Raw genomic sequence first — 17,577 nt, forward strand, 5'->3', positions numbered from 1 at the left:
TTCACCCTGGGCGCAAACCTGACGCACGTAGAGGCCATGGGCCCGAGGGACTCGGAATGATGGGGGTAATCAGAACATGACAAGCACCAATGGTTTTCTACGCGTTCCCCTGCGGCTTCAGGCCCTGTGCCTGGGCGCGAAGCAGAACGTGGTTCGCGCCATGGCGGATTACCGCCTGCTCCCCGCCGAGACGAGCGGCAAGCGTCAGCTCCGCTCGCCCAACCTCAGCGACCGCATCCTCACCCCTCCCTTCACCCAGGACCAGGAATTGCCCCCCGGCATCCACCTGCACTGGCTGATGCCAGACGCCCTCACCCAGGGAGAGCAGGACGGGGACTTCACTCGCTTTCCTTACGTCCCCAATCGCTGGCTCATCCTGCGCAGCGGCGGCGGTCAGCCCGAGAAACAGTGGGTGGTGGAGAGTGATTACCTGTACCCGGCAGGGGATGGCGACTTTGGCAGCGAGGCGGAGGCCCCCGTCAACGTCCAGGTGCTGCCCGATCCCGCCCCGGCCTCCGGCTACCGCTACCGCTTCCTCGGCCGCGCGCTCTCGCTCGAGGACTGGCGCAAGGCCCAGTCAGACTCCGGCCGCGAGTACCTGCCCGCGCTCACCTGCGTGGGCCAGGAGACCGCCGTGCGCGTGCTCGATCCGGTGCGCGCCTCCTTCGCCTCCTTCTACCCCAACTGCCGCACCGTCTTCGGTCTGCATGACGGCGACTCGGCGCTGCACACGGGCACCCCTCCCGCCGGGCTGCGCTACGACGTGCTCGGCTGGTACTCCGACGTCCAGCGCGACTGTCTGACGGCCCTGCTCACCGAGGCCACCACGCCCGAGGCGCTCCAGGCCCTCCTCGAGGAGCGCTTCGAGTGGGGCTGGACGGCCAGCTCCCTGCCCCGCGCCACGCTCTTCCATGCGCGGCTGTCCTTTGGTGCCGGCTCGCGCTCCCTCCGCACGCTGTCCAAGCCCCTGCTCGCCGTGGGCACCACCGAGACAGAGGCCCTGGCCGCGCACCTGGCTCACACCCACTCGCCCCAGTCCCCAGAGTCGCGGCGCACCATCGAGGAGCAGCTCGAGACGCTCCAGCTCGCCGATCGGCTCGAGGGCCACACGCTGGACATCGATGACCGCCTCCAAGAGGCGCGGCACGAGCGCGGCTTCGCCTCGGTCCAGGGCGGTCTGCGCTGGGCCATCCAGCCCCAGAGCGACACCACCACGGACGTCTTCGCCCAGTTCCGCCGCTCCAAGCCCCGCGCCCGGCGCACGCCTCCGCCCGCCTGGACGACGCTGCTCGACGCCCTCAACTCCCTCCAGGAGGAGTACCAGCGCGCCACCGACACGCTCGAGGATCTGCGCCAGCGCCTGTACTTCCGCTGGTGGGAGCTGCTGCCCTCCAAGGGCGCCAACACCAACTTCTACAAGAGCTACGTGGTGCCCGTGCGCCACCAGCTCACCTCCATGGGGCAACTCAGCCTGGAGCAGGACTCCCAGACGGGCGAGTGGCGCATCCTCCCCCAGCCCTCGCGCTTCGAGGTCGTCTCCCGTCAGCACACCTGGCTCAGCGACTATCTGCGCATCATCAACACCCCGGGCGTCTCGCTCACCTCGAAGACCGGCAGGCCCACCCCCTACGAGACCTGGGGCATCGAGTTCGAGAACTGCTGCGGGTTCGTGCTCCAGTCCAATCACACCGTCACCATCAAGCAGCAGGACCAGTCCTGGGAGATCAAGTACCAGGACGTCACGTACCCGGTGCGAGCAGAGGACTCGGGGCTCTTCCTGGAGATCCCCCCCGCAGCCACCTCCCTCGCCGTGCGACTCGCCGCGGCGCTCGACGCCGCGCAGTCCGCCGTGCGCGCCTACAACGCCACCGAGGAGGGCGCCGTTGCCCCCTACGTCCTGCGCCCCGAGCCCGAGGCCCCCTACTTCACGCCCGCAGAGCCGGTGGTGCTGCTCACCGGCGAGGCCGCCGCCGCGGACCTCTGGCGCGAGGAGACGGAGGACCTGCTGCCCTGCGAGCAGGCCGCCCTCACGCTGGACCTGGGGACGCTGCCCGCGGCCACGCTCACCGCGCTGACGGGCTACCTGAACGGACTGGGGCCCGAGGCGGGGCGGACGTGGACCCAGCCCCCCTGGAACCCCTTCCTGATGCACTGGAACGCGCACGTCGCCCCGTGCGGCCGCGCCGACAACGGAGACTTCAACTCCGAGCTGCTGCTCAAGCACTACCAGCTCGACCTCAAGGCGGTGGACCAGAGGCTCAAGCCCGGTGAGGAGTCCGCGATCTCCGACACGGACGACACGTACCAGGGCATCAGCCTGCTGTCGCCCTCCGCGGGCCCCCAGGTCGGTCAGCGAATCCTCCGCTGGCTGGAGAGCTCCCTGCTGCCCGACTACTACGAGGCGAAGAAGATCCCCGAGGAGCAGCAGGTGGAGGGCTACCTCGAGGCCCACTTCGACGAGGTCCACGCGTGGTTCAGCGAGAAGAACCCCAACGCAGACGTCAAGGATCCCATCTTCACCTCGCTGTGGTCCTACGCGAAGCTCCAGCAGACGCCCTGCCTCGCCCAGTCGCTGGGCAACCTCAACGAGGCCCTGCTGTTGCGCGAGTCCACGCTCCAGCTCAAGGTCAGCGATCCCACGGCCCTGGCCAACAGCGTCCACTACTACATCACCGAGACGGTGCGTGACGCCCTAGGCGACAGCATGCAGCGCCGGCCGCTCTTCCTGGACCGCTTCAACCCCCTGCGCGCCGGGGCCCTGACGCTCAATGGCCTGTGGCTGGTGGACACCTTTGGCCAGGCCCAAGAGGTCATCCCCCTGGACAAGCCTGACTCCGTTGCTGTTGTCACCACCACGGACCAGACGCCTCCCAGCGCGCTGCACCACGTGCTGCTGCCGCCCCGGCTCGTCCAGCCCGCGCGCCTGCGCTTCGAGTGGCTCCCCGCCACGGAGGGCAACGGCCAGCGCTCCAACGAGCAGCCCGGCACCAACCCCATCTGCGGCTTCGTGCTGGTGAACAACCTGGAGGGCTCGCTCGAGGTGTACGACGCGCAGGGCAAGGCGCTGGGCGAGGTGGACCGGGGCAAGATCTGGCGCACCGCCCCCGAGACGGGCACCGCCGTGAGGATGGACGCGCGCAGCCGGCCCCAGCTCTCCAATCCCCACCTGCAGCGCGTGGTGGACCACGTGCTGGACCAGGACGCGGACTTCCTGGAGCGCTTCCTCTCCACGCAGCGCACGGCGCTGGAGACAATTGATCCGGAGGCCTTCGCGGAGAACCCCAGCCGGGCGCTGCTCGTCTCCCGCCCCATGGCGGTGGTGCGCGCCTCCATGCGGTTGGAGCTCCAGGGCCCCGCCGCCTTCGATCCTACCGCGATGCAAGAGGGTGGGGGAGTGACCGACCGGGGCCTGAGCCAGCTTCAGATCCCCGTGCGCCTGGGCGAGTACCAGCAGCTGGATGATGGGCTGGTGGGCTTCTGGCTCGAGACGGACGAGGGCGCCTACGCCGACGACGGCATCTTCTACTCACCGCAGCTCAAAGGCCGCGAACACCCGCGTCTGCGCACCTACAAGGATGGAGAGACCGCCCTGCGCTTCACCGAGAAGCCCCTGGGGCCGGAGCGGCGGATGACGATGCTGCTGGATCCTCGGGGGCAGGTGCACGCGACGACGGGCGTGTTGCCCAGCCCTCAGCTCCGGCTGCATCCGGAGCACTACAGCCGGGCGCTGGGGGAGATGGAGGTGAACTTTCTCACCGCGCCCTTCCTGTCGGACCAGGGAGCGCTGCGGCTGCCCGTCCCCGAGGAGCCGGGCTACCTCTGGTCCTGGGTGGCGCAGGACGATCAGGGCCAGTGGTCGCAGACCACCAAGCTGTCGCCCCCCAATCCCCGCGCCTCCTTCTCCGCTCCCCAGGAACTGCGCGAGGGCTGGCTCATCCTGCGCAAGGACAAGAGCTCGGACACCTGAGGAGACACCACCATGGCCGAAGAAACCCAGAAGAAGCCCTTTGCCTTCGAGCTGGTCTACGAGATTCCTGGGGAGGAGACGCTGCGCAACGTCCTGCTCACCGAGGACCGGCTGCTGGAGCTGCGCGCCACCAACATCCTCATCCGAGATGATGAGGCCATCATCCTCAACCCGGTGACGAGCGTCGCTCCGGACAAGTTCCACTTCCTGCTCCAGCTCAGGACGGGCCTGCTCGCCCCGGGCACCATCACCTCTCCCGGCTCGGACTGGAAGGTGCTGCGCCAGGAGAACGCGGAGCTGAGGACTACGGACATCTATCTGGGTTGGAGCGGCGCGGCCAGGCGTCTGGAAGCGGGAGAGACGCTGCCCATCCCCCTCAAGGGCCTCTTCTCGGCCTCCGAGGCCCGCCCCAGCCTGCCCATGCTCCTGTCCTGGCCCGAGCCCGAGACGGAGGTGAGCACCACCGCTCTTCTGGGGATCGAGCCGCGCTTCCCAGGCCAGCCGGGAGAGTACGAGACCGAGGCCTACCTCATCCTCCGGAAGGTGCTGTGGGGCGGCAGGACACGCGTTCCCCTGCGGCTGGACGCGGTGGGCCCCTACCAGGTGCTCAACGTGGACAACCAGCCCAGCACGCTGGTGCTGCGCCTGGGCCACAGTGCTCCTCCGGGCAGCCAGGAGGAGGACGTGGTGTTCAACTACTCCTCCAGCCAGCCCACCCAGTCCTCCTCTCTCCAACTCGAAGTCCCCGTGGGCTCCGTCGCCAACAGCCCCCTGGCGCTGGCCACCGCGGACCAGGCCAACGGCATCAACCTCGCCATGACGGGCTTCACCGCGGCCAGGGGCGTTGCCAGCCCCGATGGCACCCGCGTCACCTTCAAGCTCACCCCCACTGCCACGAAGACGCTCAAGCCCGGCGAGTTCCTGGACCTGACCCTCACCAACGTGGTGACCGGACACCCCAGCGGCAGGGTGGAGGTGGACCTGACCTGGGCACAGGTACAAGGCTTCCGCGATGGCAAGCTCTCCTACCTGCTGGAGAAGGCTCCGCTCATCTTCGGGCGCGAGCACCCCGAGAGCATTGGCATCGGAGGGGGAACGAAGGCTGACGCTCGCGTAACCCTCAAGACCGATTCCAGTGATTACAGTGGTTATGGGCTCCAACACACGAACGGCACGGCGACCCTTGGCACCAAGGTCTCCACCCACTCTCTCTACCCGAACAAGAGTGGCGGCTGGATGGGAACCGCCACCAATCACTCCCTGCATTTCTTCACCAACAACGGCGATCCCCAGGTCACGCTCGACACCGATGGCCATTTCGGTATCGGAACCCTCACCCCCGCAGCTCCTCTGGATGTGAAGGGCAATGCCTACATCCACGATGGCAGTCTGGGTATTGGAACAACGAGCCCCGCAGCTCCGCTGGATGTGAGAGGCAATGCCGCCATCCAGAACGGCAGGCTGGGTGTAGGGACCTCGAGCCCAGCCGCTCCGCTGGATGTGAGAGGCAATGCCATCATCCAGAATGGCAAGCTGGGCATTGGAACCACGGACCCTAAAGCTCCGCTGGATGTGCATGGCAGCATCTTCATCAATGGGGTCAAGCCCTTTGATATCAAGAAGTTCAGCGCCAGTGGTCCCTCTGTTGCTACGAATTACAGTTCAGACATCTGGGTTCCGTGGGTTATGAGTCTCCAAACAAATAGTAACCCAAGTAATTCTTCCTCGAACGAACTGGTGTGGTCGTTCACCAAGACCAACAACCACTGGGTCCTAACCTGTCTCGTTGATGGCGTAGGAGCCAAATCTATCTCTGTCACCATTCTGTTCATGCGGCGTGAACTGGTCAACGACTTGACTTGATCGTCGCCCAGCTCTTCCATCTCTTCTCACGCTCCCTTGCGGTGAACCATGGCTGAAACCCGCGCTGGCATTGAAATCGATCCCAACACGCTCACGAGCATCCGTGCCCTCATCGCGGCCCTGGAGCAGCAGCTCGAGGTGGACTTCGTCCCGGGCTTCCTACGGACGCTCGACGAGACGCTTCCCCTCACCAGCGCCACCTTCAAGTTCGACTCCTCCAAGCAGAGGTATGAGCTTGGCATCGGGTTCGGAGTGAAGATCGGCGAGGACAGCGACGGTGAGGCCAAACACCTGGAGATCAGCATCAACATCGCGGTCAAGCCAGACAAGGTGACGGGCAACAAGCGGCCCGCGGAGTACGGAGGCAGCCTCAAGATCCCCATCGCGGAGAGTGGCCTGACCCACCTCCAGTTCGACGGTCAGTTCACCTCCAAGGCCGGAGACATGTGGGTCCTCCAGTGCAGCTTCATCGAGGAGCAGTCCCTGCCGCTGGGCGCCCTCTTCGGCGCCACCGCGCCCGCACTGGCCGCCCTCATCCCCCAGGAGCTGACCATCCCCCTCCAGCAGAGCCTCACCCTGGTCGTCGCCGGGCGCGTGGGCGCGTCGGGCGGCCGCGTCCGGCTGATCCTGGGCCTCGGTTTCCACACGAACGTCGACCTCGGGCAGTTCCCGCTGGTGGGCGTGCAGTTCAGCTCCGAGCAGACGCGGGCCTTCGTCACGCTGGAGCTGCTGGTGGCGACCCATGCGTTCACCCACAAGGAGCTCAAGGCCCTCAATGGGGTGCTGATGGAGCTGGGCTCGCCCCTGCGCATCCAACCGCCCAGCTCCACCCAGCAGGAGCTCACCTACGGCGTCTACGCGGGGCTGACGGCCGTCTTCGGGGCGCTGAAGTATGCGTGGTACACGCAGCTCAAGAAGCCGCGCAGAGGCTCCCGCTCCCTCTCCCGGAGCTTGCGCCGCCAGGTGCCGCGCAGCACCTCGGAGGACTTCCCCGTCACTCTGGGAGACAACGCCGCGTGGCTCGCCGTGGAGCGCTCCGTGGGCCCCATTCACCTGGCCAAGCTCGGCCTCGAGTACAGGGACGGCGCCATCTCCTTCACCCCGGAGATGATCGTCTCGGTGGGTGACTTGAAGCTGCTGCTCGAGGGCATCTCCGTGAGCCTGCCCCTGAGCTCCTCCGGCAAGCCCGCGTTCCAGGTGAACGGCTTCGGGCTGGAGTACGCGAATGACACCCTCAAGGTGGCGGGAGCGTTCCTGCGCTCGCCCAAGCAGGGCTATGACGAGTACGCGGGCATGGCCTCGCTCCAGCTCAAGCTCAAGGGCAGCGGCGTGGGGCTGGCGGCCATTGGCGCCTACGCGGATCACCCCGACACCGGCACGTCGCTCTTTCTCTACGCTTCGCTGAACGCTCCGCTGGGCGGCCCCCCGTTCTTCTTCGTCACGGGGCTGTCCGGAGGCTTTGGCTACAACCGGGATCTGCACGTGCCGCCCCTGGAGCGGGTGAAGGAGTTCCCGCTCGTCTCCCAGGCGCTGGACGGCACCGGCGGGTGGAACTCGGAGAACGCCAGCGAGACCGTCGCGGGCCAGCTCCGCAAGCTCTCCCAGTACATCCCCCTTCAGCCGGACACCGGCTTCCTGGCGCTGGGCGTCAAGTTCACCTCGTTCAAGATGCTGGACGGCTTCGCGCTGCTGACGGTGGTGCTGGGCAAGCGCTTCGAGCTGGGGATGCTGGGCCTGGCGCGGCTCCAGGTGCCCTTCTCCGGCTCCAAGGCGCTGGCGGTGGTGGAGCTGGCGCTCCAGGCGCGCTTCTCTCCGTCCGAGGGCGTGGCCATGGTGCGCGGGGAGCTCACGCCCTCTTCGTACATCCTGAACCCCAGTTGCCGGCTCACGGGCGGGTTCGCCTTCGCCACCTGGTTCGCGGGCCAGCACGCGGGGGACTTCGTGCTCACCATGGGGGGCTACCACCCGAGATTCAAGGTGCCCGCGCACTACCCCATCGTGCCGCGCGTGGGCTTCGAGTGGCGCCTGGGGAGCACCCTGAGCCTCCGGGGAGAGTCCTACTTCGCCCTGTGCGCGCACGCGGTGATGGCGGGCGGCTCGCTGGCGGCGGAGTTCAGGAGCGGCTCCGCGTGGGCCTCGTTCCGCATGGGCGCGGACTTCCTCATCTCCTGGAAGCCCTACGCCTACGACATCAGCCTCAGCCTGCACTTCAAGTTCGGCCTGGGGTGCCTCAAGGCGAGCCTGGGCGCGGACCTGCGCATCTGGGGGCCGGACTTCGGAGGGTACGCCAAGCTCAAGGTCTTCCTCTTCTCCGTCAAGGTGAAGTTCGGCAACCAGGGCTCGCCCGCGCCCAAGCCCATTGGCTGGGGCGATTTCCAGAGCTCCTTCCTGCCGGCGAGCAACGAGGTGTGCAACATCGCCGTGGCGGACGGGCTGACGCGGCAGGTGCAGCCCACCTCGGGCGAGGCGCTGTGGATCGTCAACCCCAAGGAGTTCGCGCTGACGACGGACACGCTGGTGCCCCTGAGCGCGGCCCACCACCCGGAGTCCAGCACGCCCGTGAGCGGCAAGGCGCTGGGCGTGGTCCCCATGGGGGTGAAGGCGGGCACGCTGGAGAGCACCCTGCGCGTCACCCTCACGCGAGACGGGGGGGACGTGGAGAAGGGCAAGTTCAAGTACACCGTCATCCAGCGCCAGATGCCCGCGGGGATGTGGGGAGACCCCAAGGTCCGCGGCTCCGGAAGCGATGAGCGGCTGAGCTTCCCCGGCGTCAACGACACGTCCTTCGTGAGCGACGCCCTGGTGGGCCTGCGCATCGAGCCGGGCGAGCCTCCCAAGGCTGGAGACACGGACGACCTGCCCGTGGCCGCCCTGCGCTTCGATCCGAAGATCTACTCGAATGCCTACGCCTTCGAGCCGCTGTCGGAGTTCCGCGCCATGCCGGGAGATGACGGGACGCTGCGCGCGGAGATCCGGAAGACGATTGCCACCCACGCCGCGAGGAACACGCTGCTGGAGGCCCTGGGCTTCAATCCCGCCGAGGACGTGGCGCTGAGCGCTGACGTGGTGGAGACGTTCGTCTTCGCCCCCCAGGTCAAGGCCGCTTGAGGAACTCCCACCCTTTCTGAATCTGTCGAGGAAGACACCATGCGTCTGCGAAGAACTCCGAGTCCGGATGCGAAGATTGAGTTCCTGGAGTTCCATCAGCCCAAGCTGGAGGCGGGCAAGTACGAGGTTTTTGTCGAGCAGAAGGTGAAGCACGCGAAGATCCCGGAGACCACCTATACGAAGAAGCTGAGCTTCGTGGTGCAGGCGGAGCGCTTCGGCCCCTTGCCTCCCAAGGACCTGCTGGCCGTGGCTCCTCCTCGGGACAGCGTGGGAGACCACTCCAACGCGCTGCCGCACGTCACCCTGCGGCGCAGCACCCTGCCCTGGGAGCGTTTCCCGGGACAGGGGGACGAGAACCGCTCGTGGCTGGCGCTGGTGCTGCTGCGGGACTCGGACTTCGAGACGGAGGCGGATCAGCCTCGGCTCCAGAGCATCAAGCTGAGCGAGCTGATCGCCACGTCCGAGAGCGTGCACTATCCCAAGCCCACCCTGGAGGAGGGCCAGCAGCCCACGGACGAGGTGACAGTCCTGGACGTGAAGTGGAAGGTGCTGAAGGACATCCTGCCCAAGGCCGAGGAGCTGGCGCTGCTGGCGCACGTGCACCAGAGCAAGTCCGCCAGCGGAGCGCTGGAGGGCGAGCCCGAGGCTACCGTCTTCTGCAACCGCCTGCCCATGGTGGACGGCAAGAGCACGGTCCACCTCGTGTCCCTGGAGAAGCGCTACAACACGAGCGGGCAGTTCGACTCCAAGGGGGCGGGCGACAACGACTGGGTCCGCCTGGTGAGCCTGGCCCACTGGTCCTTCTTCAGCGTGGATCCCGAGAAGGGCTTCAGCGGGCTGCTGCGCAACCTGGACCGCCAGCCGAGCACGCTGCAGCTCCCGGTGAACCTGCCCGCGGGCAGCCCGGCCGCGCCCTACGTGGAGCAGGGCTATGTCCCCGTGACGCACAAGATGCGCCGGGGGAGCAAGAGCGTGTCCTTCTACCGAGGGCCGCTGGTGCCGGGCGCGAACCCGGACAGCGTGTCACTGCCGGTGCGGTGCGCGGACGAGCTGGTGCGCTACGATCCGGCCACGGGGCTCTTCGACGTGTCCTACGCCGCCGCGTGGGAGCTGGGGCGACTGTTGACGCTGTCCAACACGCGCATCGCGCTCGAGCTCTACAACTGGAAGCGCCATGCCGCGCAGCAGCAGCGCGCGCAGCGTCAGCGGGCCGGGGCCGGGCGGCGGCTCCCGCTGCTGAGCATGCGCCCCGAGGAGCCGGGGATGCCCGAGGCGGTGTCCCAGTGGCTGGGGGATCTGGCCACGCTCAAGGGCCTGCCCTTCAGCTACCTCATCCCCGACGAGCGGGTGCTGCCCGCCGAGGGGCTGCGCCTGGTCCGGGTGGATCCGGTGTGGGTCGACTGCCTGCTGGACGGGGCGTACAGCATTGGCCGGGTGACGGAGGCGGACTGGGAGGAGGACCGTGCGTCGCGGTCTCGGCGCGGCCTGGGGGAGGTGCCTCGGGAGCTCAGCGGCTTCGTGATGCGCTCCGCGGTGGTGGCTGGCTATCCCAACCTGCTGGTGGAGGCGTACGCGCAGCGCGAGGAGGACGTGGGCTCCATTCCGGCCGAGGGGATGAACGCCGTGCGCGTGGACTCCCTGGCGGACGACGTGCTGATCGGGCTCTTCGAGGGCGAGCTGAAGACGGTGGACTTCTTCCAGGCTCCGGAGGGGCTGAGCTTCGGCCTGGACGTGCGGGAGGACACCTCTTCTGCCTTCACCAAGAACCTGAGGGATCGCTCCGGCTCGGGAACGGAGCTGATCATCAACCCGGTTCCCTTCCGCAACGCCGACAAGGGCATGGTCGACATGAAGGGGGTCGCGGATCTGATGAAGACCATGACGCATGCCACCGTGTTCACGGCCGCGCAGTTCGCGCTGCAGATGATTGAAGGCGGACCGAGAATTCGGTTCGTCGCCTCGGAGTGAGGCAGACTGAGCCAGGGACGCTCAAACCCCGCAGGACCCGCAAGGAGCCAGGACATGGCCGATGTACCGAAGGAGCTGAAGTACACCCGGGAGCACGAGTGGGTGCGCCAGGTAGAGGGGGGGCGCATCGTGGTGGGCATCACCGACCACGCGCAGCGGCAATTGGGAGATGTCGTGTATGTGGAGCTGCCCAAGGTGGGCGAGACCATCGAAGCCGAGAGTCCTCTGGGTTCCATCGAATCCGTCAAGGCCGTGTCCGAGTTCTTCGCTCCTGTCGGTGGAAAGGTGCTCAAGGTCAACGCGGAGGTCGTGGATGATCCCGAGCTCATCAATACCGAGCCTTACGGAGACGGGTGGCTCATTGAGCTCCAGCCCTCGGACGCCAAGCAGCTGAACGGGCTCATGGATGCGCAGGCCTACCTCAAGTACATCGAAGAGGAGGCGAACGGGTAGCGGGCGGCCGGCCCTCACCGTCAACAGCCTGCTTCGTTGCACACGACGCGCATCCCCTCTGCTCTCTCCCCTACCTGAACGGTTGTGGTAGCGTGAGCCTCCCTTGCAGGGAGGCCCGCCATGAGTGAACCCGCCATCAGGCCCGCTGTGGCCCAGGAGCGCAGGAGGCGGCGCCACAGCTCGGTGTCGCAGATAGGGCCGGGCACGGAGGTGGGCCCCTACGTGGTGGAGCGGCGGCTGGGAGCGGGTGGCTTTGGCACCGTGTTCCTGGCGCGGCGGGGTGAGCAACTGCACGCGCTGAAGTTCCTGTCGTTGAAGGACCACTCGGGCTGGGCTGAGCGCGAGGTGGTGGTGCTCAGTCGGGTTCGCCACGGCAACGTGGCCCGGCTGAGCGGCTTCTGGCAGTGGCCGGAGGCACAGCCTCGCTATCTGGTGGTGGTGATGGAGTACGTGGCGGGGAGGCGGCTGGACGAGTGGGTGGGCGAGGAGAACCCCACGGCGCGCCAGGTGCTGCACCTGCTGAGGGACATGAGCCAGGGGTTGGGAGCAGTTCACGCGGCCGGCGTGGTGCACCGGGATGTGAAGGAGGCCAACCTGCTGGTGAGGGCGGAGGACGGTGCGGCGGTGTTGGTGGATTTCGGCGTGAGCGGCTGCGAGCAGGCGGCCCCGGTGACGCGCGGGCCGATGCCGCCGGGAACCTGGGAGTACCGCAGCCCCGAGGCCTGGCGCTTCATGGAGGACCATGGCTTCCAGCACGGAGCGCGGTACCGGCCCAGGCCCGCGGATGACGTGTATGCGGTGGGGGTGGTGCTCTACTGGATGTTGACGGACGATGTGCCCTTCCCAGTGGAGAACCGTGGGGATGTGGAGGGGGTGCTCAGCCGGGCGCCGGTGCCGCCACACGAGCGCAACCCAAGGGTGCCGCGAGAGTTGAGCGAGCTATGCCTGAAGTTGTTGGTGAAGCAGCCTGAAGCCAGGCCGGACGTGGCGGGGTTGGGGCGAGGAGTGGACGAGTTGCTCGCGCGGCAGGGGCCGGAGTGGGAAGCGCCGCTGTGCGAGCCCGATGTGGAGCCACTTCTTCCCCCGGCGAGAGCAGAGGACGTGGACGAGGAGGAGAAATGGGCTCGGGTGCCTTCCAGGCCTCGGAGAGGCAAGCGGCCAGCCCTCCCGGTGGCGCCAGCTCCGGGCCGTGTGGCCGTGCCGCAGCAGCGGCCCGCACCGGACGGTGTTCCCGCTGCTCCCGTTGCCGCACCCATGCCGGAGGTCGCCTCCGCTGCTCCTGTCGTTGTACCCGTGCCGGAGGTCGCCTCCGCTGCTCCTGTCGTTGCACCCATGCCGGAGGCCGTCTCCGCTCCGGAGCTGCCAGTGGCCTTCGTCCAGTCTCCGGCTCGCCGGGCCTCGCCGTGGCGACGTCGTGCAACAGGGGCGGCAGGGGTGGGCCTTCTCCTCACGCTGGGAGGGCTCGCCGCGAGGTTTGTTTCACAGGGGCACAGGGTGAACCCGGAGCCCTCCGCCCAGAGCACCGCAGCCGAGGCGCCCGCAGCCTCGGACCTTCAGTTCGGGTTGGATGGAATCCTGCCTACGTGGGAGAGCGGTTGGAAAGTAGCGCCCCCTCTGAAACCACCCGAAGCTGAGCACGCAGCTCCTCTCGAAAGCGAGGAGGCTCCCACCGCGTCCGTGGCCGCTGGCGACACGGCGCAACAGCGTGAGGCTTCCGTGAAGACTGAGCAGCAGAAGCAACCCAAGCGCCTGGGGGCCGCGAAGAAGGCAGCGGCCCTGCTCATTACCTGCACCGCCCCCGCCTGCACCGGGCCTGGCGCGGAAGTACGTCCACCCCCGGTGACAGCCGAGCCGTGCCCGCCGGGCTCGCTCCAAGCCATGGAGCAGCTGGGCATCCGCATCGGCAAGCGAGCGGATGGGGAGTTCTCCTGGCACAAGGGAAGCGTGAAGCCCGTGCCCATCAAGGAGGGGTGGACGACACTGCGCATGCTCGAGGACTTCGGGCAGCTCGAGCCGCCGAATTTCCTGCTCTCGGGGCGAATCATCCTCTCGGAGAAGTGGGCGTACGGGCATTGGGTGCAGGCCACCAAGGATGGCAAGACGTACCCGGTCTGCCTGGAGTCGAACCAACCACGGAACGATGCGGGGGAAGTCGAGTCCACCGTGGGCGTTGAAGCGGTGCGCGAGTTCAAGTGAGGCTGCTCGAGCAGTGCCAGAGCGGCGGGGCGCTGAGGCGTGGTAGAGGCGACGTGTCAGGACACGTTGCCGCCTGCCATCCTAGGAGGTCACCTCGCCGTGCTCGCCGCCCTGCCGCTGTTGTCCGCCGTGCTCGCCGCCACGCCCGGGGTGGAGGCTGCTCCCAGTCCACCGGACTGTGAGGCCGCGCCCCAGCCTCTGGTGCTCTCCGCTGAGCTGAGCGCACCGCCTGTGTTGTGCCTCAGCCCGGAGGTGGCCACCAACCTGCTCTTCGACACGCCGCTGGCGCCTGGGGCGGTGGAGGTGCAGGCCACCGAGCAGGAGCTTCGGCTGGCACAAGGGCCTGGAGTGGTGGCACTGGTGCCCTCGGTACGCCTGCTGCCCGGCGAGTGGCGCAAGCTGACGGTGCGCTTCGGGGACGGGGCGGCGCCAGCCGTGGCCACGGTGCTGCTCTACGTGCACCCGGCCCGAGCGGCGCGGCAGGTGGAGGTGCAACGCAAGCCGCGCACAGTGGAGTCCTACCAGCGCGAGGTGGCCGAGCAAGAGGAGCAGGTGCGCCAGTGCCAGGAGGAGAATGCCCAACTGCGCGCCTCCCAGGGCAAGCCCGAGGGACTGCGGGGCTTGGTGAGCGTGGGGCTCATGGGTGGGGACTTGGGAGGCATTGCCTCCGAAAACCTCTCCTATCCCTCGCAGCGCTATACCGTGCGCAAGGGCAGTGCGTTGGATGCGAAGCGGGTGTGGAGCTACCGCTCCAGGATCCGGGTCGCGGTGGAGTTGAAGCTGCAACTCCTCTCCGGAGTGCAGCCCTGGGTGGCCGAGGGCGCCACTCTGGTGGATGCGCACGGGCGGGAGGTGCCGGTGCTCCCGCTCTGGCAGGCCGCACCGATTGCACTGGGATGGTCACAGAGCGTGGTGGTGGAAGCCGAGGCCTCCCCAAAGGACGCTCAAGGCACCTACACCCTCAAGCTCTGGGAGGCGGGTGGCGCGCGCAGCGTCACGGTGGAGGGCGTGGTGTTCCCTCCAGCACCGGGTTCAACCGCTCACTGACTCTGCTACCAATCCGGACGACATCCCAAAAGTGAGTCTGGCTCCTCCTGCCGGCACAGAAACCCCTCGGCGCAGACGGCAGGGCCTCGAGGGTCGCAAGCAGGGATGCACTTCCAGCCGTCACACACCTTCTCAGTGGAACAAGGAGGGTAATCCTTACCGCACAATTCGACGCACCAGAGCCACGCCTTGCCGGGCTGAGGCGGATCCGGAAGCATGTGGCAATTCTGGCCCTCGGGACAGGGCGTCTGCTGGCAGTTGGAGCCATACGCTTGCATGCACTGGGAAGAGCCCTCGCTGAAATGCAGGCACTGTTGGCCTTCGGGGCATCCTCGCTGCTCGCAGGTGGGCAGACACGCGGGCTCGGGCGTCGTGTCCACGCAGAAGAAGCCCTCAGGACACTCCTCTGGAGAGCCTGGGTGACAGGGGCGGGCCTGGGCACTGCGCATCGTTGGTGCACTGGCTATCCGTGCACACGCTGCGCCCGTACCGGTACGCATAGAGGCAGCCCAACGGTGGCTCGCACTCAGCGCTCGATTGGCAACCGCGCCCATACGTCATCAACCTCATCCTCCATACCTTTTCTCAGGTGAAGACCCCCCAACGCTACCAGTGCGGATCGCGCTGTGTCCACGTCACCGCACGTAGGTGCTGTTGTCCGCCGAGAAGGAGCGGTACCCCAAGGCGGGTGTGGTTCGCATCCTGAGCCAGGAATCCACGGACTTGAGGCCCTGGCGGCGACGCGTGGCACAAACCTGTTGGACAGTTGGACAGGTTCGGCTCGGTCGCTTCCGGCAGGTCCCCTCGCAAGCTCAGGTACCGATCGCGACCATGTCCAAGAACTCGTAAGACAGTCCAGTAGTCGCTGGGCCAAAGTTGCGCGTGCTATCTCCAGGGGAGGCAGTTTTTGAGCTCGTGAAAGCACTGGACCCAATAGTCAGTGCTGGCATAAAGCAGGCTTCGCCTGGAGACCGACATGTCAACCCTCCGCGCTGACATGTCAGCCGCGGGACTTGACATGTCAGCGTGGCCCCCATTTGGGCCCATTCCATAGCAGCTGAGCCTCGCGCCGAGAGGTTTGGCTTGGCCTCAAGGTTGCATTCGACGGCAATGAGGCACAGCCCTCGAAAGGTGAACGAATGGCTATCGACCCGGAAACGAACTCCAGTGCGCGCGCGATCAAATTCCAGACGGTTCAAGTTCCCACTGGGAAACCTCCGTCCGAGAAGGCGGTGCAGACAAAAGCAGTCGAGAGAGATGCTCAAGCAGCTGGCATTTACAACGACCTTTCCTCTCCGGTTGCCATTTTGAGAACGTACCCGAACGGAAATTGGATAGATGTGTTTTGTCTCCTGCCCTCCCAGGGGGTGGCCTATCCTTCTGACGAAACCGTGTATCTGTACGTGATCCAGGACACGTTCTCGTTCCTGAGTTTTTATGACAACAAGGGGTTTTACTACAATTGGCAGGGGCGTTTTCCCCCCGGTGTCAACACAAACCTTAGTACTGTCCTCTGACCCTCCTTTGGCCCGTGTCAGGAGTCACAACACGTGGGCCGCGCGAGCCTGCTCCAGCGTGTACTCCCGACCGACGGTGGTGGAGGGGCCCGTCTTCTGGATGAGCCACGCGCAGGAGCCCGGAGGCAGGTAGAAGTCCTCCCCGAAAGGAGCCAGCCCCAGGTGGAGCAGGTAGTCCTTGAGCATCTCAAAGGTGAAGCGGTCCCTCACCCGGCGCGCCTGGTACTGCTCCACCTGCTCGAAGGGGAAGGGCTCACCCGACTGCTCGAAGACCCAGTGGCCCCCGTCATTGGCAACCTCCAGGGCTCGCACATAGTTGTTGATCTTCCCCGGCTGCGCCGGGCCGAACAGATCCAGCATCACCGCGCCATAGCGGCCTTGATTCCCGCGCAGCGTGTGGGGCACGGCGACCACCCGCAGGCACTGGATGCTCAGCCACCGGGCCATGACGCTCATGGGGCTGGCGGCATCCGTCCCGGTCCACTGGTTGGTGACGTAGGCGGTCCAGGCGCTGCGCGTTGGGATGAACAGGCGCCGCTGTGTCTCCCCACCACTCAGGGGCAGCAGGCGGGAGAGGACTTGCTCCAGGGTGCCCGTGACGGGGAGCACCTCCACGGTGAAGCCATGGGACGTTGGCAGTCCTCTCTGCCACGTGGCGAAGGCTTGCGCCGCCTGCTCCGCACCGAGTTCCAGGAAGCCCATCTCCGACGTGACAGGCGCCCAGCAGTCGTCCAGCAGCAGTCCCTTCATCTCATGTGTCATTCAAGCACGCCTCATTCCTCAGGGGATGATCTGGATGACCTCGCCTTCCGGGTCGATGGCGGTGAGGCGCGACTGGTGGCCAGGGCCACGGCCCGAGTCGGTGAGTCGTACTCCACAGAGTAGCTCCTTGCCGGTTCCGGACTCGCCCAGCACTGTGACCGGGAAAGGGGAGGGCGCCACCCGCTAGAGGAACTCCACCAACTGCCGCACCGCCGGGTTCGTCCCACGATGCCGTGGAAGGCCGCCAGTGGCTGTCGCTGAGACAGCGGCTCGAAGAGCAGCTCGATCTCGCCCACGCGCAGGGCGGTGGTCAGCGGGAGCTCGGCCTCGAACAGGCGCACCCGTTGAGGAACGTCCCGTTGGTGGAGTTCAAATCCCGCACCCTCTCCGCGGCGGAAGAACACCAACTCCGGCATGAGACCTCCTCAGCAGGGCGACCCTCCCATGCGATGCGGTGAGCGGCGACTGCTGACGGCGTCAGAAGTGGCGATCGGGGTAGGGGCCCTCCAGAGAGATGCGGTGAGCGGCGACTGCTGACGGCGTCTGAAGTGGCGATCGGGGTGGGGCCTCGTGGAGAGTTGCGGCGCGTGAGAACTTCTGACGGCGTCAGAAGTGGCGATGGGCAGCACCGTCCGCGAACGCGGACGGTCGTAGTCATGAGCGGGGCGACTCACCCTCGACAATTCAACGGTTTAT

10 protein-coding genes are annotated in these 17,577 nt (G+C 66.8%); 8 read left to right on the forward strand and 2 right to left on the reverse strand.

Annotated features, from left to right (window positions below; genetic code table 11):
• Positions 1-76: 76 nt before the first annotated feature.
• The 8 genes from KY501_RS47585 to KY501_RS47620 all read left to right on the forward strand — a co-directional run bounded on the left by KY501_RS47585 (position 77) and on the right by KY501_RS47620 (position 16,119).
• On the forward strand, positions 77-3,967 hold the full coding sequence (locus KY501_RS47585; RefSeq protein WP_224371854.1) for a hypothetical protein: 3,891 nt from the start codon (positions 77-79) through the stop codon (positions 3,965-3,967).
• 12 nt (positions 3,968-3,979) lie between these two features.
• Positions 3,980-5,830 carry a hypothetical protein gene (locus tag KY501_RS47590; protein ID WP_224371856.1) on the forward strand — a complete coding sequence of 617 codons (1,851 nt, stop codon included), beginning with the start codon at positions 3,980-3,982 and terminating at the stop codon, positions 5,828-5,830.
• A 48-nt stretch (positions 5,831-5,878) separates the two neighbouring features.
• Positions 5,879-8,938, forward strand: coding sequence for a DUF6603 domain-containing protein (locus KY501_RS47595; RefSeq protein ID WP_224371858.1), 3,060 nt, complete (start codon positions 5,879-5,881; stop codon positions 8,936-8,938).
• A gap of 39 nt (positions 8,939-8,977) precedes the next feature.
• A complete protein-coding gene (locus KY501_RS47600) occupies positions 8,978-10,906 on the forward strand; it encodes a hypothetical protein (protein ID WP_224371860.1) in 1,929 nt (642 codons plus the stop codon).
• Between the two features lie 54 nt (positions 10,907-10,960).
• Positions 10,961-11,359, forward strand: a complete 399-nt coding sequence (gene gcvH / locus KY501_RS47605) for a glycine cleavage system protein GcvH (protein ID WP_224371862.1) — start codon at positions 10,961-10,963, stop codon at positions 11,357-11,359.
• Positions 11,360-11,479: 120 nt separating this feature from the next.
• Entirely contained in the window at positions 11,480-13,555 is a 2,076-nt protein-coding gene (locus KY501_RS47610; protein ID WP_224371864.1) for a serine/threonine protein kinase, read from the forward strand.
• 99 nt (positions 13,556-13,654) lie between these two features.
• Positions 13,655-14,602 carry a DUF2381 family protein gene (locus tag KY501_RS47615; RefSeq protein ID WP_224371866.1) on the forward strand — a complete coding sequence of 316 codons (948 nt, stop codon included), beginning with the start codon at positions 13,655-13,657 and terminating at the stop codon, positions 14,600-14,602.
• Between the two features lie 1,139 nt (positions 14,603-15,741).
• Entirely contained in the window at positions 15,742-16,119 is a 378-nt protein-coding gene (locus tag KY501_RS47620) for a hypothetical protein (RefSeq protein WP_224371868.1), read from the forward strand.
• A gap of 24 nt (positions 16,120-16,143) precedes the next feature.
• Here the strand turns inward: KY501_RS47620 and KY501_RS47625 are convergent, their stop codons facing one another.
• Together KY501_RS47625 and KY501_RS47630 are read right to left on the reverse strand one after the other, a co-directional pair.
• A complete protein-coding gene (locus KY501_RS47625) occupies positions 16,144-16,881 on the reverse strand; it encodes a hypothetical protein (protein ID WP_224371870.1) in 738 nt (245 codons plus the stop codon).
• Positions 16,882-16,899: 18 nt separating this feature from the next.
• Complete coding sequence (locus KY501_RS47630; protein WP_224371872.1) at positions 16,900-17,061, reverse strand: hypothetical protein; 162 nt, start codon at positions 17,059-17,061, stop codon at positions 16,900-16,902.
• Positions 17,062-17,577: the final 516 nt, after the last annotated feature.

The sequence above is a fragment of the Hyalangium versicolor genome, from assembly GCF_020103695.1.
In the GTDB taxonomy this organism is placed as follows: Bacteria; Myxococcota; Myxococcia; order Myxococcales; family Myxococcaceae; genus Hyalangium; species Hyalangium versicolor.